Here is a 25933-nt window from a genome sequence, read left to right as displayed (position 1 = left end):
TTATCACTTCCTAATAGGATTTATTTACAACAAAACTTGAAAACGCTGTTATTGGAAAGGGGAGTAGTCATTTTATGAAGGGTTATTATGCTAGAAAAATTCACTCATTACTTGGAGTGATCCCACTAAGTTTCTTTATTTTGGAGCATTTAGTGACGAACTTTGGCGCATTTGAAGGTGGACTTGCCAAATTTAATGAAGGAGTAGCATTTCTTAATAACCTGCCACTCGTTTTCTTCATGGAATTGTTACTCATTTGGTTACCATTGCTTTATCATGGTGTATTTGGACTGTATATTGCCTATCAATCACAACCGAATGCGGGCTCTTACAAGTATGAACGTAACTATAGGTACTTGTTTCAGCGTATTTCAGGTGTCATTACATTCATGTTTATTATTTGGCATGTCTATGAGACACGCGTACAAGTAGCCCTTGGAAATGTAACACATGAAGAGTTAGGAGGCATAATACATGCGGTCGTAATGAACCCTCTAACATTTACATTATATTTAGTAGGTATTATTTCAACGGCATTTCATTTCTCCAATGGGATATGGTCCTTCCTTGTAAGCTGGGGAATTACCGTGGGTCCTCGTGCGCAACGCGTATCTTCAGTCTTGTGTATGGGATTATTCGTAATCGTATCGGTATTGTTTGTACTTTCACTTATTGCTTTCCGAGGTGTTGAGTTCGATATTGCATTGAACGTTATAGATTCATTAAAGACAGTCTTAAGCTAAGGGGTGACCTAAATGACAACAAATATTATTATTGTGGGCGGCGGTTTGGCTGGATTGATGGCAACCATTAAAGCAGCGGAATCGGGTACTCATGTTAACTTATTCTCATTAGTTCCAGTAAAGAGATCTCACTCCGTATGTGCACAAGGTGGAATTAACGGAGCTGTTAATACGAAGGGTGAAGGAGATTCACCTTGGGAGCATTTCGATGACACAGTGTATGGTGGCGATTTCCTTGCCAATCAACCACCTGTTAAAGCGATGTGCGATGCAGCACCAGGTATTATTCATTTGATGGACCGGATGGGCGTTATGTTCAATCGTACACCTGAAGGACTGCTTGATTTCCGTCGTTTTGGTGGAACCAAGTACCATAGAACAGCTTTTGCTGGAGCGACAACAGGACAACAATTATTATACGCACTAGATGAGCAAGTACGACGTTATGAAGCTGAAGGATTAGTAACGAAGCGTGAGAATTGGGAGTTCCTTTCCGCAATTATTGATGATGAAGGTGTATGTCGGGGGATTTGTGCACAAGATCTTAAAAGCATGGAAATCCATACCTTTGTAGCTGATGCGGTTATATTAGCAAGTGGGGGACCTGGTATTATCTTCGGGAAGACAACGAACTCAGTAATTAATACTGGTACTGCTGCGAGTGCAGTTTATCAGCAAGGGGCTTTTTACGCGAATGGTGAGTTTATTCAAATTCATCCGACCGCTATCCCTGGAGATGACAAGCTCCGTTTGATGTCCGAATCCGCACGTGGGGAAGGTGGACGCATCTGGACGTATAAAGATGGTAAGCCTTGGTATTTCCTCGAAGAGAAATATCCTGCTTATGGAAATTTAGTGCCACGCGATATTGCAACTCGTGAAATATTCGATGTGTGTGTCAATCAGGGGCTCGGGGTAAATGGAGAGAACATGGTGTATCTTGATCTTTCACACAAGGATCCGAAAGAACTAGATGTTAAGTTAGGTGGAATTATTGAGATCTATGAGAAGTTTATGGGCGATGATCCTCGGAAAATTCCAATGAAAATATTCCCGGCTGTCCACTATTCAATGGGTGGAATATGGGTTGATTACAATCAAATGACGAACATTCCTGGGCTATTTGCAGCAGGTGAGTGCGAATACCAATATCATGGTGCGAATCGTTTGGGCGCTAACTCTCTCGTATCTGCTATTTATGGAGGTATGATTTCTGGACCTAAAGCGGTCGAATATATTAAAGGTCTTAAGAAGAAGGCAGAGGATGTTCCTACATCTGTATTCGATCGTTATAAGAAAGAACATATAGACAAATATGAGAAGCTTCTTGCTATGGACGGAACTGAAAATGCGTATGTTATTCATAAAGAGTTGGGTGAGTGGATGACGAATAATATGACTGTTGTTCGTTATAATGACAAGCTTGAAGCGACAATTGAGAAGATCAAAGAATTGAAGCAACGTTACCAGAATATTAGCATGAATGATAAATCTCGCTGGAACAATCCAAGCATTGCGTTTACTCGTCAACTATGGAATATGTTGGAGTTAGCTCATGCGATGACAGTAGGTGCCTTGTTACGTGATGAGAGTCGGGGTGCACACTATAAGCCGGATTATCCAGAGCGTAATGATGAACGGTTCCTGAAGACAACGAAAGCGAAGTGGACGCCTGAGGGTCCGCAGATCTCATATGATGAGATTGATGTAAGTTTGATCCCGCCACGTATTCGTGACTATTCGAAAGAAAAGTAATCTAATCGTGTATGTTAGCGCGCTCAAAAACTTATGGGAGGAATAAATATGGCGGAAACATCTGCACCAAAGAAAAATGTTAAGTTTATTATTACTCGTCAGGATGCTCCGGATTCGAAGCCTTATACAGAGGAGTTTGAAATTCCATATCGCCCGAATATGAATGTTATTAGTTCACTCATGGAAATTCAACGTAATCCGGTAACTAGTGAAGGAAAGAATATTGCTCCCGTATGTTGGGATTCTAATTGCTTGGAAGAAGTATGTGGTGCCTGTTCAATGGTTATCAATGGCAAACCTCGTCAGGCTTGTGCCGCGCTGATTGAGAATTTGGAGCAACCTATCCGATTACAACCGATGAGTACATTTCCTGTAGTTCGTGATCTTGTGATTGATCGTACTCGGATGTTTAAAGCACTTAAGCGGGTGAAAGCATGGATCCCAATCGATGGTACGTATGATTTGGGACCAGGGCCTCGTATGCCTGAGAAGAAGCGGCAATGGGCGTATGAATTGTCGAAGTGTATGACATGTGGTGTATGCCTTGAAGCATGTCCTAACGTGAATGAGAAGACGGATTTCATTGGCCCTGCAGCTATTTCTCAAGTTAGGCTGTTTAATGCCCATCCTACAGGTGAGATGAATGCGGATGAACGTTTAGATGCGTTAATGGAGGACGGTGGTATTGACGGCTGTGGTAACTCACAGAACTGTGTCCGCTCGTGTCCAAAGGGAATACCATTAACAACATCTATTGCCGAAATGAATAAGGACACAACCAAGCATATGTTTAAGCGTTGGTTAGGCGTATAATTTTAATTATAATCGATTAATATGGGCACCTCTACGAATGTCACATGTGTGAGATTCGTAGAGGTGCTGTTCGTTGATTGGGCAGTTATAATAGATAGAGCAAGTGGTTCACTTCATTTTTAGGAGGAATACATATGATATGCAGAGAACGTAAGGATGACTGGGTCATGTTTGATCAGCACAAACATGGTTTACTAGCAGGGAAATTTGCGGAAGCTTTGCATTCGGCAAGATTTCGAATCAGTAAGCGCTGGAAGGAAGCTCTGTATGCCGTGAAAGACCATGACAGAGGTTGGATTTATTTGGATGACAATCCATTTTGGAATGATACCCAAGATACACCCTATACATTCATGGATTTCCCTGTTGCGGTTAAGCTGACTTTCTACAGTAAAGGATTGGACGAGATTCAGGTGAATAGTCCTTATGCAGCACTCTTATGTAGTCTGCATTTCGAAAGGCTATTGGTACAAGCCAATTTCGAACATCCGATCCTTACGAAGTATATGGAACAGGAACAGAAACGTAGAAAGCATATACAACTAGAGTTAGATTTAATCGATTTCACAAACAATAGTGAACTTAATTATGATCTTCACGTATTGAAGTTCTGTGATGATTTATCGCTATATTTGTGTTTGAATGAACCAGGCGTAGATAAAGAACACGAATTTCCATGGTGGCGTGATGGGTTTGCGGTGTCTGAGTATTTCGATTGTACGGAGGGTGAAATCATTCAGGCTTATTGGAAGAATCCAACGACCGTAGAACTATCACCGTTTCCTTTTGATAGCGCATTTTCGGTTGAACTGACCTGTAGAATCGTATCCAAGAGGGATATTGTTAAGATGGGAATTACAGAAGCTTATTATAAGACAGAAGAAACACACTATTCCTTTCAAATTCAGTCAAGGTAATGAAGTGAAACCTTAGAATACTGGGGGGAGTGAGAAAAATTGAAGATGACGAGAAGGCAATTTCTTCGTTCTAGTGCGTCCACTGTGATAGGTGCAGGATTACTTTCAAGTAGTTATGCTTGGTTATGGGAACCCAGACAACTTTCTCTTGAATTACTTGAGCTTGAATTCAAGAGGTTACCACCCGTCTTTGATGGGTTGAAGGTTGTCCAATTTAGTGATCTTCATTTGGGATTTCATTCTTATGAATCACATCTAAAGAATCTAATGGAGTCTATCATGAGTCAATCCCCAGATGTTATCTGTTTCACAGGTGATATCGTAGACAATAGTGCGGAGCCGCTGGCACAAGCCATTCCATATTTAACTTCTCTTAAAGCGCCAATGGGTAAGTATGCGATCCTAGGCAACCATGACCATTGGGGACAACCGGGCGAAATCGTTCGGATGCTGGAAGCTTCAGGGTTTGTCGTACTTCAGAATTCAAATGTGCTCTTGAGAAGAAATGAAAGTATGATTGCCATTGTAGGATTGGAAGATCTTTTAATCGGATTACCTGATCCAGAGAAGGCACTGAAAGGGATTCCTGAAGGAACCTTTTCCTTACTGCTGATGCATGAACCGGATTATGCAGATACTGCAGCGCTGTATCCTTTTGATATTCAAATATCCGGGCATAGCCATGGAGGGCAAGTGCGTCTTCCTATGTTGGGTGCGGTTATTACACCTATAGGATCCAAACGATATATTCAGGGCCTTTATCATCTAGAATCCAGTGCCATGAAGTTATATGTGAACCGAGGAATTGGAGTAACACAACTACCTATAAGATTCTTATGTAGACCAGAACTGACGGTATTCACGTTCAAGAAGTCGGGTATGTGATGAGGGAAAAGGATGTTCGATGATAATCGTGAGTTTATGGACTCTTCTACACTTGAAGGGGAGCGGGTGCAACTTAGACGAATCGAGAAGATAGATGGGGAGCGTTTGGGAGCTATTCTCTCTGATCTACAAATGATAAATTGTGCTAATTTTCATATGGATCATTCTTATTTTGGTTCTAAGAGGATGCTCAACCAAATTCTAAGTCGTGAATTAGAGAACTTTATTCATTTTGGCATCTGGTTAAGGAACATTGATGAACTTATAGGATTAATATCTTATCAACATTGGAGTAGAGTTCATTCTAAAGCAACACTGGGATATATGCTTGATCGTATGTACTGGAATCAGGGATTGGCGACGGAGGCATTGAAGATTCTATTGAAATTCGGCTTTGAGGAGCTTGGCTTGCAACAAGTCGAGGGTAGATGTTATAAGGATAATGCACCTTCAGAAAAGGTTATGACCAACAATGGGTTAACGTGGGTACGAACGATTCCAACTAGGTATGGAGCAGTGGGTATTGCAAGTGAGATCAATGAATTCCGCTTAAGCGAGACATCCTATAGACAAGTTCATGCAAAGTGAGGGTTATTGTTACACAAATGAAATATAGCCGTTACGTAACTCTAACAGAGCATGGTTATACTTATTACATAACCCCCCTTTTGAATAATATATTAGGACCCGTTGATAACGGGTCCATTTTTTTGTCTTCTCGATGACTCAAGTTAGGGGAACGATAACTTTCTTTTGTTGTTTATAATAGACCCATTCTTTAAAACCGATTTCTCTGAGTTTGGTGCTTACCTCTGATAATTCATCTCCTACGCGACTAGGCTTATGGGCATCGGATCCAAAAGTAACATCGACACCATAATAGAGTGCTCTCTCCAACATACTATCTGATGGATACCAACCCCCACTAAGCTTCGTCTTTCCTGATGTATTAATTTCGATCGCAACTCCACATTCAGCTATGACTTGCATCGTCTCATCAATGATTTCAACCGCAGGAATATCTGAAAAGGGAGGATAATTTCCTTTCATGGCATCGAGATGCCCAAGAATTTGGAATCCTCCGCTTTTTGCAGAGGCTTGAATGAGACGGTAGTATTCTTTCTTAACGGAGATATGTTGTTCAGGTGTGAACTTTTTCCAACGATTCTTATTGAAAATACTCACGTCGTATACTTGATGGACGGAACCAATAATATAGTCAAAGGGGTATTTAGATAACGTCTGTCTGTAAAGTTCAGCATGGTCTGGAAAATAGTCGGATTCTATACCTAGCAATACATCGATAGTACCGGCATACTCTTGCTGAAGTTGAAGAACCTCTTCTACATAATTTCTAAGTTCGGACTTCCCCATTGAAATAAGCGGAAAGGCCTGGTTTTCTTGACTAGCAAAGTACGGGGTGTGATCGGAGATACCTATGACTTGAAGACCAGAAGAGATGGCGGATTCGATGTAATCACGAATATTTCCATCAGCATGTCCACAACGATAATGGTGCGTGTGAATATCAAATTTCAATGGTTAGTGCACTCCTTATATTCAATTATTCAGAACTTATAAATTGTGTCTCGGGCATGCCTTTGAGATCACTTAGAAATTGCTGCATGGCAGAGTTTAGATATCTACCTGATTTATAAATGACACCCACGGGATGCGTGACTTCAAGTTCGAAAAGTGGAATTATTTTTAGTGTACCCAGACGTAGCTCTCTTCCAACAGATATTTTAGAAATAATAGCGGCACCAAGGTTGAGTTCCACCATTCGTTTTATTTCTTCACTACTTGAAAGTTCCATGACTACGTTTGGAGTGATTTTATGCTTTTTAAAAATTTCATCAGCAAACTTCCGGCCAACTGTATCACGTGTGAGCAGAATAAGTGGTAGATCGCGTAATGCTTCCATAGAGGCGACAGGATTCTGGGCTAAAGGGTGTTTAGGAGAAACGACGAGTTCGAAAGTGTCATAGTAAAGGACAGAAGTCATTAAGTTCGGGTTACGTTCAATGAGGTATCCGATGCCCACATCAATTTGCCCATTTTCTACGCTATTGTACACCGAAGAGGATGCCATAGACTGAATTGTGGTTTTGATGAGTGGAAATTGATCTTGAAAATAAAATAATACACGAGGTAAGATTTGTATGGCTATAGAAGTTGTCGTTCCAAGGACGATATGTCCTTGAGGGATGTGATTCAAATCCGAGAGGCGTTGCTTTAGTTCTTCTACGATAGATAGCATACGCTTCGAATGTTCGAGGAACACTTCACCACGATCCGTTAACGTCACAGGCTGGTTGCGGTCCACAAGCACAGTATTGAACTCGTCCTCGAGGCTTTTGATCTGAGCTGATACAGCAGGCTGCGTAAGATTGAGTAATTCTCCTGCTTTTCGAAAGCTCATAGTCTTTGAAATGGTTACAAGTGTTTCTAACTGACTGATGTTCACGCCATCCCTCCTCATGATAGTTCTTATATTTCTATGATCTCGTTCAAATACATATTATTTAAAATTATAGATGATACGCTTGGGTAGAGCAATGAAGGTCAATACATATTCTTTATATAATATGTATAATAGCCATTCAAAAATGGGAGTTAAAGACCGATAAAGAAGAAGTGGATTTCTGATCACCTCATTGAAATTGTATAAATGGATAAGATAACTGTCTGTGAATTGATGTAAATTAGGTTCTAAGGACCTTGAAGTGAGACTTTTGTATAATAAATGATGTATTATTGCTGGGATTTAAGTATAATTATTCTAACGATAATCGGGACTTTTGGTGCATTACCAACAGACTAGTGTAAAGGGGCATTTTGATATGAAAGCGGAAATAATTAATCCTTTTCTAGAGTCCGCAAGGATCGTTATTGAACAAGTTATTTGCATATCACCTTCTACAGGTGATTTAGGGATTAAAAACATTGAAATAGTTAAAGGCGATATATGGATTCAAGTGGGTATGACCGGACAGTTAACAGGTAATGTTGTATTTGGATTGAAAGAAACGGTTGCTTTAAAAATCGTCTCGGCGATGATGGGTGGGTTTGTCATAACCGAAATGGATGAAATGGGAAAAAGCGCTATCTCTGAGCTTAGTAATATGATCAGTGGTAATGCGAGTACGATTCTTTACAATCAAGGAGTGAACGTAGATATTACACCTCCCAAAATTGTAAGTCCTCAAGATGATCCCTTGTTTTTTTCTAAAAAGGCACTTAGCATTCCACTTATGATGGCTGGAATCGGTGAATTGGATATTCAAGTGATGATTTCTTAGAATAGAGAGCGTAAGCTCATTCTTAGGAGATCAAACTTCGTAGTAAGAAATATCACTAGACACGAAGTTTGAGGTAGGAGATGCAGATATGATGTTGAAAGACAAAGTGGTTGTCATAACAGGCGCCTCAAGTGGAATTGGTGCATTAGCTGCGATTCTTTTATCTGAGCAGGGTGCTATTCCTGTATTGATGGCTCGTTCTGTAGAACGTCTTCATTCGATTGGAGAGAGAATTCCGGGTTCACATAAACTGATTGTGATGGATGTAACGGATACAGAACAAGTGCAACAGTCGATGAACCAAGTGATCGAAGAATACGGTAGAATAGATATCCTTCTAAATAATGCGGGATATGGTAAATTTGAATCGATCCTGGAAATGTCTGAAGATGAATTCAGCGAAATGATGAATGTGAATTATATGGGAACTGTAAGATGTACAAAGGCAGTTCTTCCCTATATGCTACAAAAGGGTGATGGACATATCGTCAATGTCGCTTCCATGGCAGCTAAGATAGGTACAGCTCGATCCACATCATATACGGCGACTAAACACGCTGTGTATGGATTTAGTAATAGTCTGCGGCAAGAACTAAGGGGGAGCGGCATAACGGTTTCTACGGTCAATCCAGGGCCTATAGATACCCCATTCTTTGAGTTGGCCGACCCAACAGGGACATATGTCTCCAATATAGGCTGGTTTATGATGAAACCTGAACTTGTTGCGCGTAAGATGGTAAGACTGATTGAGCGTAAACAAGAGGAGATTAACCTTCCAAGGTTGGCTGCTATTGGTATGCGCTTCTATCAATTATTTCCACGATTGGCGGACAAGCTAACGTACAAAATAATGAATAAGAAATAAAGGGGAAACCGGCTCATAAGAGTCGGTTTTTTTGAAAATAAAAGAAAGTAAAAGATTCACTTGATACTTTATTTCTTAATATCTCTCAAGAGACAGTTGCCTGTCCTTAAGGGACGGTGTAGCCGTTTCTTCTTGTGGGAATTGATGTGGGGTTAGAACTTTCAATATTAATTTGGACAAGAATTTGGTGGGAATTCTGTTTTAGCATATAATGAATAAGAATGATTTGAACATAAAGGATGGACATACATGAATTTAACTTCTTTTGAAGAACTAGGTATTACAATCGATTTGGTAAATAAGCTATCTGAATTTGAAATAATCGCACCTTCACCTGTTCAAGCAGAGGTGATTCCAGCTGCATTGCAAGGAAATGATATTCTTGCACATTCACAGACTGGAACGGGAAAGACGCTTGCTTATTTGCTTCTAATTTTGCAAGGGATTAACCCTGAACTTAAGACGATACAGAAGATGATTCTAGCACCTACACAAGAGCTGGCTATGCAAATTGTGCGTGAGAGCGAACGTTATGGAGAACATAAAGGAATTCGTGTGTTGGGACTGATTGGTGGAGCAGCTATGAAACGTCAAGTTGAGAAGCTAAAACTTCATCCTCAATTAGTTGTTGGTACGCCAGGGCGAATAAAAGAACTCGTTGAAATGCGTAAGATCAAGATGCATACAGTCACAACGATTGTCGTCGATGAGGTAGATCAAGTGTTTGATCTTGGTTCAGGAGGCGATGTGGAACGCATTATTCGTAGTGCGGCGCGCGACCGCCAACTGGTGTTTCTCTCCGCCACGGTTAGTAAAGCGACGGCGGCACTTGTGAAGAAAGAAATGAGGCACCCCATAGAGGTCGGAATTGAACCAGAGCAAATGACTGCAAAAGGGTTAGAACATCTCTATTTCGTATCTCAAGAACGTGATAAGCCGGATACGCTTCGCCGTCTTATTCGCCATTACAATCCCAACAAAGTAATTGTATTTGTGAATGCTACCAAAGATATCGCAGAAGTAGAAGCTAAGATGAACCATTTAGGACTTAGCACGCAGGCGCTTTATGGGGATGCAGATAAAATGGCACGTAGTGGTGTCCTCGAACGTTTCCGTAACGGTAAATTCAAAGTGCTTGTTGCTAGTGATTTAGCTGCACGTGGATTGGATATTGAAGGTTTAACGATGGTTGTAAACTATGATCCACCAATAGACTCTGAGCATTATGTGCATCGTGCAGGCCGAACCGGAAGAATGGGACGTAGTGGGACAGTAGTCTCCATTGTTACAGACCGACAGACGTTTATCATGAAGAAATTTATACAAGAATTAAAAACGCCAATTGGTCTTCGTACGATGTTCGGAGGAAAAATCATTAAGCCAGGGGAAGAACCTGTAACGACTAGAACACCTTTTGTTGCAACTAGAGAAGAAGCTGCGCCTACTCCTTTCCGCAAAAGTGAAGAGAGTCGTAAACGGTTTGATGGCGACAAGGTAACACCGCGTAAAGAAATCACAAGTGAAGAGAATCGGTCTGTTGATAGTCCAGTAATTGCTAAGCGTGCGGAGCCGATTCAGCCAACGCAACTAAGCTCTGATACACCTAGTCAGACAGCCGAAGTTTCTCGTAAATCAACTAGACCTCTTTCTGGAGCTAGTAAAAGAGAGCGGGAACGCGTACGTAAAAATAAAGGTGCACCGAAGTGGTTGAAAGATAAGCAAAAAGAGTAACAGGAGTTAGGCTGTCATTCGTAGAATACGTCACTCGTACTCTTTAATAAGAAGCTCGGTCGGTTCTACGTACCTGTAAAATGATAGTTATCAAAATCGAGGTGAAAATAATGAGCGATATGCCTGTTTTAGAAATTCAAGGACTTACTGGAGGTTATAGTCTCAATCGTCCTGTGCTCCATGATGTTAACTTTCAAGTCGGTACTGGGGAAATGATCGGTCTCATTGGACTGAATGGTGCAGGTAAGAGTACAACGATGAAGCACATTTTGGGATTGATGACACCTCAAAAGGGAGATATTCGCGTCAAAGGTAAGAAGCGGGAGGAAGATTCAGAAACTTACCACAGCGCGCTTGCTTTCGTACCAGAATCTCCGTTACTTTATGAGGAAATGACCGTTAGGGAGCATTTAGAATTTACGGCAAGAGCATATGGTGTATCTAAAGAAGACTTCGAGGAACGGTCAGGAAAGTTATCTGCATTATTCCGGATGGAAGATAAGATGGATAGTTTGTCGATACATTTGTCTAAAGGGATGAAACAAAAGGTTATGATTATGTGCGCTTTTGTAGCTCGTCCGTCCCTTTATATTATTGATGAACCTTTTCTAGGGTTAGATCCTCTAGGGATTCGGTCACTGCTCGATTTCATGGTGGAGTTAAAAGCCGGAGGTGCCTCCATTCTGTTGAGTTCTCATATTTTATCGACCATTGAGAATTATTGTGATCGATTTATCGTTATGCATCAGGGAATCATTATCGCTCATGGAACACTTCAACAGATTGCTGAACAAGCAGGTAAACCGGGTGCTCCGCTGGAGGAACTGTTCTATTCGCTCGTACAGGGTAGGGTTTGAATATGGACCTGAAGAGTCTTCGTATTCAACGCCGTCGTCAATTTTGGGGAGAAATTATCCCTTATTTAGGGTATGTCATGCAAAGTGGCGTGGCTGTGTTACTTCTATTCATGTTTATTGCTTTTTCAGCTTGGTATACATCTCTTGTACAACATATTCCTGCAGGATTACCTATTCGTTGGATTATGTTGGTGTTACTGCTCCCGTTGATTGTACGTAGCAGTGTTCGAACCTATCTAAGATCGCCTGATATTGTGTTCTTGCTACCACAGGAATCGAAAATGAAAGATTATTTATCAGGTAGTTGGGTTAGTGGTGTTTTGTACAAATTCATAGGATTAGCACTCGTATTCTTGACAGCATGGCCGCTGTATGTTCGAAGTGATGTCGCACCTAAGTCATTCTGGAGCTTTCTCATCCTTCTTTGTATTCTAAAAATCATATCTAGCTACGGTGGTTGGAAAGAGTTATCGATGGTGTCCCTTCGAGCTTCTAAGGGATTTCACTTGCTTCGCTGGGCAGTTATGGCGTTGGCACTGAGTGCATGGTTATGGGAGCCTGTTGGGAAAAGTCTTATTTATGTACTTCTTGTGCTTGTAACCTACTTATTCGCATTATCCTATCCCGTGAAGCATCTAGTAGCTTGGGAGCGATTGATTACGAAAGAAGAATCCCAGATTGGTCGAGTTATGTTGGTGTTAGGATGGTTTGTTAATGTCCCTGAGCAACAGCAACGGGTATATCCACGGCGAATATTCTCTAAGGCAGGGAATCGAATCGTGTGGAAACCAAGTGCCGCATATAAGTATCTTCTTACGAAAAGTTTTGTGCGAAGTGATATATTAGGGATTATGTTACGTGCGGGAGTATTAGGATTCTTACTTGTATGGTGGACACGTGGGACTATGCTTGGTAGTGGCATTTATTTGTTCTTTTTGTTCCTAATAGGCGTACAAATATCGTCTTTACAACGTTTCCACAAGGAGTCTTTCTGGCTAAGTATATATCCAATTCCTGTGAATAGTAGACAGCATAATGTTACATCCTTTGTATTTCAGGTTCACCTAATCGTAGCTGTGGTTCTCTGGCTACCTTTACTTCGGGATGGATGGGTACATATCAGTCTGACATTGAGTACACTTGCGCTTGGAATTGTGATGTCATGTATTATTCGTGTCATACTTTCGCGTAAAGGCAATAAAGACAATGATGACGAGTAAAATTATATTGAAAGAGGCCGGGGATATACTCCTCGGCCTCTCTTTGTATTCATTATAAGAAATCTCGATAATCCATTATACCCACAAAGCGCGTGTGATAATAACCAACAAGATGAAAAGGACTAAGATAGCACCCGTGTTATTAAATAATCCGCCACCGACGCCACACCCACAACCGCCTCTAACTTCTTCTATTCCACTCATGTTTATTCCCCTTTCACACTCATGATGTATTCTTTAATACACCGTATTGTATGAATGAAGTGGACTAGGTGCGTGGGCCTTAAACCATAAGCAATAAAAATGCATTATCTAAGGTTATTGTAGTTAAATGGACTGTAAATCCTGAATGCCCTGATAGATTAAACGGAACAAATCTTCAAGGTATTCTTCCTCAATACATGAGAAGGCAATTCTTAGATCATGTTCTCCTAAAGCAATCGTACCTACGCCATATTCATGAATCAGATGGGTACGAAGGGCTTCAGCTGTTACTGTCTTCAATTTCAAACACATGAAATAGCCAGAGTTGAAAGGGTAGTAACCCCATACTTCATTGTATTTGTCATTGTTTAGGATTGCTTTTACAGCATTGGCACGGCCCTTCATGATTTGAAACTTTTCTTCTTTTTGGGCAGCGAACTCTGGCGCTTTGAGCGCTTCAAGTATAAACGTCTGAGAAGGATGTGAACCACTAGAAATTGTTGCACGGATAATACCGATTGCCTTATTTTCCAGAGCAGCAATCACATCAGAATTTTCAGAAGCAAAGGTAATGAATCCGACGCGGAATCCCCATACAAACTCTTCTTTGGTAGCTCCATCTACTTTAACTGCAAGTATACGAGGATGAAGTCCTGCAAGCTTACCAAATAGGGATTCTTTAAGTGAATCTTCAAAGAAAAGACCGAAGTAAGCATCGTCTGTTACGACAACGACATTAATTCCAGCTTCTGCGGCTTCCTTAATGACTGCGACAATTTCATCACCTTCCTTAATCCCCGGAGTGTATCCTGTAGGGTTATTAGGGAAGTTAAGAAGGACAATGGCTTTACCTTTATCTTTTTGGGCCAATAAAGCTTCTCGAAGCCCAGCACTATTGAAAGTCATTTCTTGCGTGAAGAGTGGATAGTTAACGGTCTCACCATGGCGACGTATACCAAAAGTAAGCTCATAATTCTCCCAATTCTTATCAGGATAAATAACAGCATCGCCCTCATCTACAAATAAATCTGCAATGATACTAAGACCATGTGTTAGTGCATTTGTTACAACCGGATTACCAAAGGACTTGTCTTGTAGAGATGGATTTTCTTGTAGCATCTTGCTTCTCCATACAGTCCGAAGTTCTGGTTTACCAGCAGGTGGAGCATAGCTGTACAGATCTTTGGGTTGGAATGCGGACAACTTGTCTTGAATCACATTTAAATGCATAGGAATTCCATTTTCAGTGGCTATTCCAATCGTAGCATTGTATTTCTTAGCATGGGCTGAAGCTTCTGCTGACTGGCTAAGAATTCCCTCTTTAGGGAAGTAAATCTCTTTTCCAAGTGTCGATAACATGTCATATACGTGTGAATTTCCAGCTTTAATGCTCTCATTCAATTGTCCAGCAAGTGGGTTCATGCTTTCCATCCTTCCAAGTCTGTTTAATGGTTATAATTTACCGCTTTAACTGGATCATATTATACCACTTACCCTTGGAAACGTCACTGACAAATACTTTATTACGGCATATGAGGACAGTACTTTTTCATTTGTGCAATGGTTTCTTGATCACGGCTATTTCCTCTAAGTTCAAGCCCACTAATAACATTATCTATGGCTGCTTTAGATAAATTTTGTCCGAACTTAAATTTGGCAGATTGGTGTTCAGGAATGATTTTCATGACTGCAACGCCCCGTAGTCTTGAATTATAACGAGGATCAGTAGGGTCAATTGGATCATATCCTCCTTCTGGCTGTAGCTTTTGCATAAATAATGTGAATATTCGCCCTTTTTCAGAGAGGTCGAGCACAAGCTCAGCAGTGCCGCTAACCATGACGCTTTTGAAATAGGAGGTAGCAGGACAAGCCATTGCAGCATTACTAAAGTAGGAAGGAATCAATGCATATTCATCGGCTACTGTAAAACTAACCTGTTCATTAATACGCATATGACTCATTTTTTCTCCAACACGACTTCCATGAAAGTAAAAGAAACCCTGATCATATACAAAATTGAGCGGAGTCACTCGTGGGCGCCCCTCATCATCGACGGTTCCTAGAAACCCAAAGGTGTTCTCGGATAAGAATTGGTTCAATTCCATCTCTTCTTGCACGCTAAATTCTTGTCTTCTCATCACGCATCAGTCTCCTAATCTATCCTTTGTATGATTAAAATACTTCATCAATATAGATTTATCGTATGATATTGATTGACAAGTAAAAAGATCCAATTTAGATTATATTTTATAGTCCAATTTATAATCTTATATAAGAAGAAGGTGTATGTATGGAACTTGCTTTGCATTTGGACTCCTATTTAGAGGAATATCGTTACAAGTATTTAGCCATTTATTATGCATTACGTGACGCTATTCTAGATGGGAGACTTGCAGGAGGTTCCAAACTTCCATCTACTCGTTATTTAGCAAATCTTTATGATATGTCTCGTGGTTCAGTTGCCCAGAGTTACGATATGTTACTTGCGGAAGGATACGTACAAATGGAAGTCGGAAGGGGAACTTTTGTGACTCACTCGGGTCCTTCTCCAGTATCTTCGATAGAGCACGCACCGAGTGCTGAGATTACGTTATCTTCCTGGGGATTGAGATTGATGAGACAACAGCGAACTTCCTATAGTCTAAAATGTGAGGGATCCATCAGTTTTTTACCTGAATCCATACCTATGGAATACTTCCCATACGATACATGGCGTAGTGCATTAGCTTATGCAGGTGGAAAAGGAGGAGGAGATTTAGAGTTACCTACTCCTCCCGAGGGAGATATTCAGCTACGTGAGGCTATTGCAGGATATCTACGGATTACACGCGGAATTACAGTATCTGCAGCAAATATCGTTCTATTTAGTGGGTCTATGCAGGGAATTGCGATTCTTTCACAGCTTCTAGTGAACGAAGGTGAACGTGTTGTCGTAGAAAATCCAGGATATTTCGGTATTCATAAGGCTGTAGAAGCATGCGGTGGCACCATGGTGCGAGGAGACGTAGATGAAGAAGGGTTAATACCTAAGGATTGGGATGCTAGGTTACTTTTTGTGACGCCTAGTCGTCATTTTCCTACAGGTGCGGTACTTTCCTTGGAACGACGTAGGAAGATCTTAGCGTGGGCACAGGAGCGAGAGGCAATTATTATAGAAGATGATTATGATAGTGAGTTTAGATTTGGAGGTCGGCCGATCGAACCACTAAAGGCGTTGGATCGTGACGGTAGAGTCATCTACTTAGGCTCTTTTTCCAAAACAATGTTTGCTGGCTTACGATTAGGGTATGCATTAATTCCCAACGCACTTCTTGAGCCTGTAGCGCGTGCCAAAGCATTCTATGATCCAATATCACCAGGATTATTAGAACAAAGGGCGTTAGCGCATTTCATGATCCATGGACATTATAAGCGACATCTACGACGAATGACTCGAATATATAGCACACGGCATGATCGATTCTGCACCTTGATCTCTGCTCATATTAGTGAAATATTCCGGTTCATTCCTGGGGATGCTGGACTTCATGTGTATGCACTATGGCAGCGATCTGCTGAACAATTTGAAGCTTTTAAAGTGGCTTCGAAGCGCAGAGGCGTGGAGTTTATGGATGCTAAAAGATATACAATCGAACCCGGTCCAATAGCCGTTTGTTTTGGCTTTGCTCACCTTCATGATGAACAGATCTTTGAAGGTGTAAATCGACTTGCGCTAGCATGGCAGGATGTGCAACAATTATTTAGATGCAGATGAACGTATAACGTGTAGTAGAATACATAACAAAGGGGGGATTAAGATATGCTACATGCTTCACCGTCCTCTTTTGAGATCAAACCTTCATTAGCCAAAATTGTGTGTGAACCAAGTTGGAAATGGCAAAAAAGAGAAAAGGCATTGCCTAATTATGATTTATTTTATGTGTGGAGTGGTGAGGGTACGCTCATAAGGAATGATGAAACTTATGAAATTGGTAAGGGAAGCTGCTTTCTATTTCGACCTGGAGATCACACAAGCGCTGTTCACAATCCACAGAAACCATTGGTGCTGAGTTATATTCACTTTGATGTAATAGAGCCCGTAACTGAGATTCCACGTCCTTATCGAAGGTTACAAGAGACGGTTGATTTTGAATATATGTTGGCTCGTTACGTACGGTTATTTCTAGTGAATACCTATGCTGCTAAGGAGGAAGGTCAGCTTATTCTCAAGCAGTTGATGATCCATTTGCTGCGTGAGGATAATCATGATCACCATCAGCCTGTTCTCAAAATAGTAAGTAATCAATTAACTGAGGTCATACATGAAATAGCTAACTATATACGCCAACATCCAGGAATCCAGCATCGCGTGGAAGACTTGGCAGCACGTGCTGGACTGTCGCCACGTTATTTCTCTATTAAATTCAAAGATTTAATAGGTTCCCCTGTTCAGTCCTATATTATAAAGATGCGTATCGAAAGAGCTCAACATTTACTGCTATATGCAGGCATGAATGTTACAGAAGTAGCAGATACTCTAGGGTACCGCGATATCTTTTTTTTCAGCAGGCAATTTAAGCAATATACAGGTCAGAATCCGTCCGAAATTCGTTAGATTGAGATGAATTGATAGACACATGAATAGGAATGAAAGCAACTTTGGACCTGTGATTGATCTGAAGTTGCTTTTTGTGTTATAGGATGAAATTAAAGGGGTGACGATCATAGTGATTCAGAACAACAATACAGGTAAGATTGCACTCATAACAGGGTGTTCTAGCGGCTTTGGGCTTCTAACTAGTGTGGAGCTTGCGCGTGAGGGATTCATGGTTGTGTCAGGCATGCGTAATCCAGAGGACAAGGAAGCGTTAATGAAAGCCTCACAGATAGCGGGTGTGGAGTCATCTATTCAAGTGGTGGCAATGGATGTTCGAAATGAAGATCAAGTACAGGATGTGGTGAATCAGATTCAGAATAATTATGGTCGTCTAGATATTCTGATCAATAATGCAGGTGTAGCTGTAGGCGGGATGATTGAAGAAATTCCTTTATCGATGTGGAAAGAGCAAATGGAGATTAATTTCTTAGGGATGGTCTGTGTTACGCAAGCTGTTCTACCTTTAATGAGAGAAGGTGGAGGAGGACGTATTATTCAGATGAGTAGTATTAGTGGGAATGTTGGATTCCCAGGGTATGGACCCTATGCTTCTTCTAAATTCGCGTTAGAAGGATTCAGCGAGTGTCTCGCCATGGAAGTGAAGCCATTCGGTATTGATGTTATTCTCGTTGAGCCAGGAGCCTATGGGACACCTATCTGGGGAAAGAGTTTCTCTCAGATGAGTCAGGCATCCCATTCTCCGTATAAAGGGTTACTGGATCGCATCTTGCAATATTCGCAACGAAGTGCGGCAAGTAGCGGTAATCCACTGGATGTAGCCCAATTAATAGCTAAGATTGCTACCGTTCAATATCCATCATTTCGTTATTCTCTTCCTCGTGGGACTACAGTAACGATGCTTGCCAAACAATGGTTACCAGATCGATGGTTTCATCGCATCATTCTTAAGCTGTTACATCGCCAAGGTTAATGGTTTGTACTTTGTGCAGCAGAAGCATGGAGATCACCTAAACGTTGCCCCATACGTACAGCATCTCCGACTTTGATATCTTCTCGAGGTGTAAAGGTATCATTCTCCATAAGTAGAACGACGGTCGATCCAAATTCAAAATAGGCAAGATCATCACCTTTATTCCATTCGTTCACGGAGGCGTCTGTATATTGGATGCTACTGACATTCATTGCACCAACTTTTACAACGGCCACTTCTCCAAATGAATGAGCAATATATGTGATGAGTCTTTCGTTACGGCACAGTACAGAACGCATATGAGTCATTGCGAAATCATTTACAGGATAAACACGACCTTTAATATGTTCACTTTCCGTCTGTACTCCTGTTACAGGAGTGTGGATGCGATGATAATCTTTCGGACTTAAGTAAAGTACGAATACATAACCATTCTTATAGAGCTCCAGATGGGGAGAATGATGAAGAATATCCTGCACCGAATAGTCTTGTCCTTTTACATTTAAAATAGTTCCTGCTGAGATCTTTCCCATTGCTGTAATAAGCGCATCCACAGGGCTTGTTAAAGAATGCTCATTCACATCGATAGGTCTCGTTCCAGGTTTCAGTCTACGTGTAAAGAATGCGTTAAGTGAACGATACTCACGTATATCTTTTTCCGCTTCAGACACGGGGATTTGATAGTTTCGTATAAACGTTGGGATGACGTAGCGGCTTACACTACTGTGAGAAAAACGACCCATTATTCGGGATATCGATTTTCTTGAGGAGAGCTCGGTCATCAATCGCAGTATTTTTTTTGCCATGGTTTTTCTCCCTTCAGAGGTTACGTAAGCGCTCTGAAATATATTGACATAGTTTAGATTTTAAATCAATTCCTTCTTGTTATTTAGCAACATCTGCTTGGAAGTAGCAGCTTGTGCTAAGTCAAGTTCATTATCACTACAAACAACAAAAAGAATGGATAGGACTTCAGAGGTAGGTCTGATGTCGCAATCCATTCTTTTTTGTATTAATTGTAATGGTATGAATGAGGAAGGTTTCTACGGTATACATCGCTTTCTAACAAATGATGAGCGTATGCCATAGGGTGCTCATATGTCTTTCTCCAAGTGGATATCATGCTGGCTTTACGGAAGCCATAACGTTGATCTCGACCATTGCATTCGATGAAATAGGGTTTACCCTCAGAGGTGATCCCAATATCCATTCCGAAGTCTGCTAGCCATGGTAGTTGTGTGCTGAGACTCCATGCAATTTCCAAGGTGACCTGTTCAATGGATTGGATCACGGATAGGGGAGATTGGGAAGGTATGCTAGTTGTAAGTATGGATTCTACTGGGACAGCAGTCGCTCCTTGTGCGATGTTAGTTACAAAAGTGTTAGATGGAGCTATCTTCGCATACATCCCTGTCATCTGCCACAGACCTTGTAATCCTCGTTGTATCGTTACGCGGATATCATATGCATTACCTTGATATTCAGCAAGAGGAATGCGTTCTTGTACGAGGAAGGGTTGAAGCGATATTCTACGCAGCACAATGGGAGGCAATTGTTCTTTGTTTAATGTGATCGTTTTCCACTCTCCAATTGAAGGAGTATTTGAGTAAGTGAGCATCCATTTCGTATTAACTTTACGAAGCCGCATAATACCTTGGCCTATACTGCCACGACAAGGCTTCAGAATGAGATCATGATGTTGCTTCATCATACGACGGATGGCTATAGGTGTAGCTGTATCCGTATTTGGAAGGAATGGATTTAACGATGGGTTGGAGGATAGTCGACGGTGGATTTCATCTTTTCCATAACGATTACATACATTGAAGACAATAATACCTCTATTGAGTAACCTACTTATACGTAGATGTGAACTGTTATTGATATAAATCGCACGATTATGAATGACCTTCGGAATGGGGATATCGATTAACACATAATCGGCATCGTTCTTAATATAGGCAACACATCTACCCGTCTCCAAATCGATATCTTCTAGCTTTAGGAACACAGGGATTAAGCCATAGACCTGAGCTCCTTCTTCATAATTTGCTAGTGATTCCTGACCCGTAATGCAGCGAGGTATGCCTCGGTGCATGCTTGCATTAAGCAGTATGCCAACCAATTGCTGCATGACCGTTCCTCCTTGTCTGATGTTCAGTTCAGGTCCAGTATGTGTTCTCAACAGTGTACTTTCAATTAAGACAAATGGTTTGGACGAATATGCTCAACAAGATGGCCTATTTTCAATGAATAAGTATAAAGTTTAGACTTCTGTGACAATGGCCTATGATCTTGCATAGGATGCCTATGACGAAAGACAGCAGGAAGGAGAGAACTGCTTTGAATAAACCAACGAAGAATAAAACGAGTAAAAGTAAAAAGGCACCTCTTTATTATGTGGATGATCCGAATAAGCAGGAACTGAGTTTTCTCGACAAGCCGAAATTAAATCAGCACCATAACAAATCGGAAGTTAACATTCTTTCTGTAGCCGCTCCGCCTTTAGATCAGAGTAATGAAGTGTTAGAAGCCATTATTGCTAAAAGGGTTAAGGAAGTTCCAAAGATTGAAATTGATGAAGTTAGTTCAGAAGATCAGACGGAGGAAGAACATACTCTAGAAGATCATAAAGTTGAGGAAATTGAAATTACTTCTCTAGTAGAAGAGGGACTTTCACTTATTGAGGTAGAAGAGTTGCTGACGGATAAACAACATCCTAACCGAAAAGTAGCTTTTATTTATGGGGATGATCTAACAGATGGTGCTGTTACAGCAGACAAAATAGCTCCTAGAGCAATTGATGCATCCAAAATGAAAAAAGGTAGCATACAGAGTGAGCAATTGCAGGATTATGTGGTTGGGAGTATCCATATCGCAGATGGAGCCGTTATTTCTTCTAAAATTGCTTTGGGCTCTATCCATGCAGAACACGTGGTTGATGGCTCCATTGGATTCGACAAAATTTCCGATAAATCCATTAGTGGTGAGAAATTGAAGGATGGGAGCATAAGCTCCGACAAGCTAAGTGATCGTACCATAGAATCTCACAAAATTGCGGATGCTTCTATCCAAAGCAGACACTTAAGTAATATGATTATTTCAAATGCATTGTTAGAGGATCATTCTATAACCTCAGATAAGGTTCAGAACAGTGCCATTCAAAGCGTACATTTAGCCAATGATGTCATTGATAACTCAAAAATTGCTGATTTAGCTATCACTGCATCCAAAATTCGTGACAATGCGGTTACAGGAAACAAGATTATGGATGCTAGCATTGAAGGAAAGCATTTACAGGATAACGTGATTACAGCAAATCATTTGGCACTAGAGTCTATCGGTGGGGAGCAGCTTTTACGCCGTAGTATAGGTTCCGAACAATTGGCTCATGGAGCGGTTCAATCAGGACACATTGCTGAAGGTGCTGTGGAATCACTTCAGTTGGCACAAAATTCTATACGAAGCAAGCATATACAGAAGGAAGCTGTGAGCAGTAATCATATTGCTGAAGGTGTAGTGGACGCCTACCATATTGCTGATCATAGTATAAGCTCTAAGAAAATAGTGGACCAGTCTATAGGAACTACGCAACTCATCGAACAGGCCGTAACAACTTCAAAAATTGCTGATCAGAGTATTATCTCAACTAAAATCATCGATGAAGCGATTCATACGCGTCATATTGCTAAGTCCTCTATACTGGGTACTCACATTGCTCCTCATGCAATCACGTCCAATCATCTCAATTCTGATGTGGTACTATCTGAGCACATAGCAAAACACGCCATTACGGAACAACATATTCAAGCTGCGGCAGTGACAACAGACAAAATCAGGGCAGATTCGGTTCAGGAATTTCATTTAGGGTATGAAGTCGTGTCAGAGCGAGCATTGGGTGCTAAGAGTGTTACAACAGGGAAGTTAGATCGGGGTAGTGTCACTAGTGACAAGTTAGCAGACGCTGCGGTCACTTCTGAGAAAATAGCGGGCGATGGTGTTCGATCCCACAACATTGCACAAGGAGCAATACAAGCATTACATCTAGCGGATGACAGCGTTAGTGGGCGTGCTTTACAAGAAGGCTCTATTCAGGCCTTTCATCTAACAGATGGCGCTGTAACATCCCGTCATATGCAAGAGAAGAGTATTGGGCAAACGTTACTGCAGAATCAAGCAATCACATCCATTAAGATAGCCCCAGGGGCGGTTAAAGATGAGCATATTTCACCAAACTCGGTTCTTTCCCACCATTTAGGGGATCATATTGTTACTTCGCTTAAGTTATCTCCGGAAAGCGTATCAACGGATAAACTGAGTGAGTTGGCCGTAACCACTTCTAAGTTAGCCGATGGAAGTGTTACCAAAGAAAAGCTGGAGCTACGATCTGTGGGCTACGAACAGTTGAGTCCTAATGCGGTACAATCTGATATTCTAGCAGAACGCTCGGTATCCTCTCAGCACATTAATCTAAAGGCTGTAGAATCAGACCATATTAAGACGTCAGCTATTCTGGCTGAACATTTAGGAACATCATCGGTGGGCACAGATAGTATTCAGAATGGTTCAGTTACAGGTGAAAAGATAGCCTCTGGTACTGTTAGCGGACGACAAATTGGACTTGAGAGTATTACTGGAAAACATCTCGAACAGGAATCGATCCATGGCTATCATGTGAGAAAAGGGATTATAACATATTCACATCTTGCAGATGAGCTTAAATCTGGACAATGGCTTCCTGACAGTAGTATTGATGGTAGTAAATTGCAATCCGCATCATTAGCCACTTCCCACTTTCAAAGAGGTATCGTAGACAGTGATATCTTGAAGGAACAGGCTGTAAGCTCTGATAAAATTCAGTCAGGAGCCATTCAATCACAGCATTTATCGAAAGATATTGTGCAAAGTGGGCATCTCAGTAACGGATCAGTTACAGCAGATCATCTTCAGAATCAAGCGATTCATTCGCATCATCTTCAACCGAAGCTGATAACGGAATCTCATCTGCAAGCAGGATCGATCCATTCTAAACATCTTCAGGAAGGTGTAATTCTTCCTCATCATATTCAAGAACAACTCATTAGTGGGCGGCATATTCAGCCAGGTTCTGTGTCCTCAGGACATATTGAGGATAGTTCGGTCACGCTTTCACATCTGAGCGATGAGTTGAAATCCGGACAATGGATTCCTGATCATAGTATTGACGGAAGTAAATTGCAATTTGCATCAATAGCTACAGGCCATTTTCAAAGTGGTGTAGTAGATAGTGATATCTTGAAGGAACAGGCTGTAAGCTCGGATAAAATCCAGCCTGAAGCCATTCAATCCCAGCATCTATCCAAAGACATAGTTCAGAGTGAACATATCGGTAGCGGCGTGGTTACAGCTAAGCATATTAAGTCCCATACTATTCATACGCATCACCTACAGCCCAATTTGATATCAGAATCACATCTGCAAGCGGGATTAATCCATTCAAAACATCTTCAGGAGGGTGTAATTCTTCCTCATCATATTCAGGATCAACTCATTAGTGGGAAGCATCTTCAGCCGGGTTCCGTGTCCTCAGGACATATTGAGGATAGTTCGGTCACCCTTACGCATCTGAGCGATGAGTTGAAATCTGGAGGATGGCTACTTGATGGCAGTATTAATGGGAACAAATTGCAATCCGCTTCACTAGCTACATCCCACTTTCAAAGCGGCATAGTAGATAGTGATATCTTGAAGGATCAGGCTGTGAGCTCGGATAAAATTCAGCTAGGAGCCATTCAATCAGAGCATTTATCGAAAGAAATTGTACAGAGTGAGCACATCGGTAGCGGAATAGTAACAGCTAAGCATATGAAGTCCCATACCATTCATACGCATCACCTACAGCCAGACTTGATATCTGAATCACATTTGCAAGAAGGATCAATCCACTCTAAGCATCTACAGGAAGGTGTCATACTTCCACATCATATTCAGGATCAACTCATTAGTGGGCGGCATCTTCAGCTAGGTTCTGTGTCCTCTGATCATATTGAGAATAGTTCGGTCACCTTTTCGCATCTGAGCGATGAGTTGAAATCTGGAGAATGGCTTCCTGAAGGTAGTGTTGGTGGACACAAATTGCAATCCGCTTCACTAGTTACTTCCCACTTTCAAAGCGGCGTAGTAGACAGTGATATCTTGAAGGACGAGGCCGTAAGCTCGGATAAAATTCAGCCGGGAGCGATTCAATCCGAGCATTTATCGAAGGAGATTGTACAGAGTGAGCATATCGGTAACGGCGTAGTTACCGATAATCATATTAAGTCCCATATGATATATACGCATCACCTACAGCCAGATTTGATATCTGAATCTCATCTACAAGCAGGGTCAATCCGTTCTAAGCATCTTCAGGAAGGTATAATTCTTTCCCATCATATTCAGGATCAACTTATTAGTGGACGGCATCTTCAGCCAGGTTCTGTGTCCTCTGAACATATTGAAGATAATTCAGTCTCCCGTGCTCATATTCAAGATGAAGCGGTATATGGTCCCAAAATTGCTGCGGAAGGAGTCTTTGGTGAACATCTGGCTATGCATTCAGTAGACAGTAAACATCTGGTGCCTGGAGCTGTAGGAACAGAGTCTTTAGCTGATGATAGTATCCGACATGAGAAGTTAGCAGATGGAGCGGTGCAAGGCGCTAAATTGGCAGACAATACCGTATCCTTAACACATCTAGCATTTGATCCAGTAATTACGAGTAGTGGTGCCCCATCCATGCAGCAATTTGGAATGACGGCTTTCGTGTTTACAGGTGATGAGAGTAGTGTTGAGGTTGATGTACGATTCGATCAGGCGTTCGATAGTATTCATTATGTTATTGTTGCGATGTGCAGTCATCCATTCTTCTATGCGGCACTGAAGTCCCAGCAAGAGGACTCAGCAGTTATTGAAGTCGTACGTAATCAAGGTAGCCGTCATAAGTATGGTTTTGTTTCGTGGATTGCTGTAGGCCCGTCTATCTAAGATTCTTCATATAAATGATTAAGCACGGGAATGATGATTCCGTGCTTTTTTCGTTCTTCATGTGGGTAT

At 41.3% G+C, this 25933-nt stretch carries 22 protein-coding genes; 15 read left to right on the top strand and 7 right to left on the bottom strand.

Translation table 11 applies throughout. The annotated features are described in order from the left end of the window. Positions 1 to 74: 74 nt before the first annotated feature. From PBAT_RS00485 to PBAT_RS00460, 6 genes are all read left to right on the top strand, one after another. A complete protein-coding gene (locus PBAT_RS00485) occupies positions 75 to 743 on the top strand; it encodes a succinate dehydrogenase cytochrome b558 subunit (RefSeq protein WP_068645799.1) in 669 nt (222 codons plus the stop codon). 12 nt (positions 744 to 755) lie between these two features. Continuing rightward, on the top strand, positions 756 to 2498 hold the full coding sequence (sdhA, locus tag PBAT_RS00480; RefSeq protein WP_068645798.1) for a succinate dehydrogenase flavoprotein subunit: 1743 nt from the start codon (positions 756 to 758) through the stop codon (positions 2496 to 2498). 48 nt (positions 2499 to 2546) lie between these two features. Then, positions 2547 to 3311, top strand: a complete 765-nt coding sequence (gene sdhB / locus PBAT_RS00475; RefSeq protein ID WP_068645797.1) for a succinate dehydrogenase iron-sulfur subunit — start codon at positions 2547 to 2549, stop codon at positions 3309 to 3311. 134 nt (positions 3312 to 3445) lie between these two features. Continuing rightward, the gene (locus PBAT_RS00470; RefSeq protein WP_068645796.1) at positions 3446 to 4228 is read left to right on the top strand and encodes a DUF3891 family protein; all 783 of its coding nucleotides are present in this window, start codon (positions 3446 to 3448) and stop codon (positions 4226 to 4228) included. Positions 4229 to 4273: 45 nt separating this feature from the next. Next, positions 4274 to 5113, top strand: a complete 840-nt coding sequence (locus PBAT_RS00465; protein WP_084402791.1) for a metallophosphoesterase — start codon at positions 4274 to 4276, stop codon at positions 5111 to 5113. 12 nt (positions 5114 to 5125) lie between these two features. Beyond that, positions 5126 to 5701, top strand: coding sequence for a GNAT family N-acetyltransferase (locus PBAT_RS00460; protein WP_068645795.1), 576 nt, complete (start codon positions 5126 to 5128; stop codon positions 5699 to 5701). A gap of 138 nt (positions 5702 to 5839) precedes the next feature. On the opposite strand, the gene PBAT_RS00455 is transcribed toward PBAT_RS00460, so the two are convergent. Together PBAT_RS00455 and PBAT_RS00450 are read right to left on the bottom strand one after the other, a co-directional pair. Continuing rightward, positions 5840 to 6652, bottom strand: a complete 813-nt coding sequence (locus tag PBAT_RS00455) for a histidinol-phosphatase (protein ID WP_068645794.1) — start codon at positions 6650 to 6652, stop codon at positions 5840 to 5842. Positions 6653 to 6677: 25 nt separating this feature from the next. Further along, positions 6678 to 7580, bottom strand: coding sequence for a LysR family transcriptional regulator (locus tag PBAT_RS00450; RefSeq protein ID WP_068645793.1), 903 nt, complete (start codon positions 7578 to 7580; stop codon positions 6678 to 6680). Positions 7581 to 7956: 376 nt separating this feature from the next. Here PBAT_RS00450 and PBAT_RS00445 point away from each other — a divergent pair, with 376 nt between their 5' ends. The 5 genes from PBAT_RS00445 (at position 7957) to PBAT_RS00425 (ending at position 13088) form a co-directional block, all read left to right on the top strand. Further along, on the top strand, positions 7957 to 8415 hold the full coding sequence (locus PBAT_RS00445; protein ID WP_068645792.1) for a chemotaxis protein CheX: 459 nt from the start codon (positions 7957 to 7959) through the stop codon (positions 8413 to 8415). Between the two features lie 88 nt (positions 8416 to 8503). Beyond that, positions 8504 to 9280: an SDR family NAD(P)-dependent oxidoreductase gene (locus tag PBAT_RS00440; RefSeq protein ID WP_068645791.1), complete on the top strand. Its 777-nt coding sequence runs from the start codon at positions 8504 to 8506 to the stop codon at positions 9278 to 9280. Between the two features lie 249 nt (positions 9281 to 9529). Continuing rightward, positions 9530 to 11011: a DEAD/DEAH box helicase gene (locus PBAT_RS00435; protein ID WP_068645790.1), complete on the top strand. Its 1482-nt coding sequence runs from the start codon at positions 9530 to 9532 to the stop codon at positions 11009 to 11011. A gap of 110 nt (positions 11012 to 11121) precedes the next feature. After that, positions 11122 to 11868 carry an ABC transporter ATP-binding protein gene (locus tag PBAT_RS00430; RefSeq protein ID WP_068645789.1) on the top strand — a complete coding sequence of 249 codons (747 nt, stop codon included), beginning with the start codon at positions 11122 to 11124 and terminating at the stop codon, positions 11866 to 11868. 2 nt (positions 11869 to 11870) lie between these two features. Further along, positions 11871 to 13088 (top strand): ABC transporter permease, encoded by a 1218-nt coding sequence (locus tag PBAT_RS00425; protein ID WP_068646330.1) that lies wholly within the window; start codon positions 11871 to 11873, stop codon positions 13086 to 13088. Positions 13089 to 13163: 75 nt separating this feature from the next. Here the strand turns inward: PBAT_RS00425 and PBAT_RS26150 are convergent, their stop codons facing one another. The 3 genes from PBAT_RS26150 to PBAT_RS00415 form a co-directional block, all read right to left on the bottom strand. Beyond that, a complete protein-coding gene (locus PBAT_RS26150; RefSeq protein ID WP_276326509.1) occupies positions 13164 to 13292 on the bottom strand; it encodes a hypothetical protein in 129 nt (42 codons plus the stop codon). 123 nt (positions 13293 to 13415) lie between these two features. Then, positions 13416 to 14714: an aminotransferase class I/II-fold pyridoxal phosphate-dependent enzyme gene (locus PBAT_RS00420; RefSeq protein WP_068645788.1), complete on the bottom strand. Its 1299-nt coding sequence runs from the start codon at positions 14712 to 14714 to the stop codon at positions 13416 to 13418. 101 nt (positions 14715 to 14815) lie between these two features. After that, positions 14816 to 15430, bottom strand: coding sequence for a pyridoxamine 5'-phosphate oxidase family protein (locus tag PBAT_RS00415; protein WP_068645787.1), 615 nt, complete (start codon positions 15428 to 15430; stop codon positions 14816 to 14818). Positions 15431 to 15582: 152 nt separating this feature from the next. Between PBAT_RS00415 and pdxR the strand changes: the two genes are divergently transcribed. The 3 genes from pdxR to PBAT_RS00400 all read left to right on the top strand — a co-directional run bounded on the left by pdxR (position 15583) and on the right by PBAT_RS00400 (position 18859). Then, a complete protein-coding gene (gene pdxR, locus PBAT_RS00410) occupies positions 15583 to 17046 on the top strand; it encodes a MocR-like pyridoxine biosynthesis transcription factor PdxR (RefSeq protein ID WP_068645786.1) in 1464 nt (487 codons plus the stop codon). A 45-nt stretch (positions 17047 to 17091) separates the two neighbouring features. Continuing rightward, complete coding sequence (locus PBAT_RS00405; protein ID WP_068645785.1) at positions 17092 to 17886, top strand: helix-turn-helix domain-containing protein; 795 nt, start codon at positions 17092 to 17094, stop codon at positions 17884 to 17886. 112 nt (positions 17887 to 17998) lie between these two features. Next, on the top strand, positions 17999 to 18859 hold the full coding sequence (locus tag PBAT_RS00400) for an SDR family oxidoreductase (RefSeq protein ID WP_246168293.1): 861 nt from the start codon (positions 17999 to 18001) through the stop codon (positions 18857 to 18859). Here PBAT_RS00400 and asd read toward each other — a convergent pair. Both asd and PBAT_RS00390 read right to left on the bottom strand, forming a co-directional pair. Beyond that, on the bottom strand, positions 18856 to 19665 hold the full coding sequence (gene asd, locus PBAT_RS00395; protein ID WP_068645783.1) for an archaetidylserine decarboxylase: 810 nt from the start codon (positions 19663 to 19665) through the stop codon (positions 18856 to 18858). The two genes, PBAT_RS00400 and asd, sit on opposite strands and share 4 nt — an antisense overlap. A 206-nt stretch (positions 19666 to 19871) precedes the next feature. Then, positions 19872 to 20993, bottom strand: a complete 1122-nt coding sequence (locus PBAT_RS00390) for a YheC/YheD family endospore coat-associated protein (RefSeq protein ID WP_068645782.1) — start codon at positions 20991 to 20993, stop codon at positions 19872 to 19874. Positions 20994 to 21202: 209 nt separating this feature from the next. Here PBAT_RS00390 and PBAT_RS00385 point away from each other — a divergent pair, with 209 nt between their 5' ends. Next, positions 21203 to 25864, top strand: a complete 4662-nt coding sequence (locus tag PBAT_RS00385; protein ID WP_068645781.1) for a WIAG-tail domain — start codon at positions 21203 to 21205, stop codon at positions 25862 to 25864. Positions 25865 to 25933: the final 69 nt, after the last annotated feature.

It is taken from the genome of Paenibacillus antarcticus (assembly GCF_001637225.1).
In the GTDB taxonomy this organism is placed as follows: Bacteria; Bacillota; Bacilli; order Paenibacillales; family Paenibacillaceae; genus Paenibacillus_AQ; species Paenibacillus_AQ antarcticus.
Note: the sequence above shows the minus strand (reverse complement) of the source record. Positions and strands in the feature narration are given on the sequence as shown.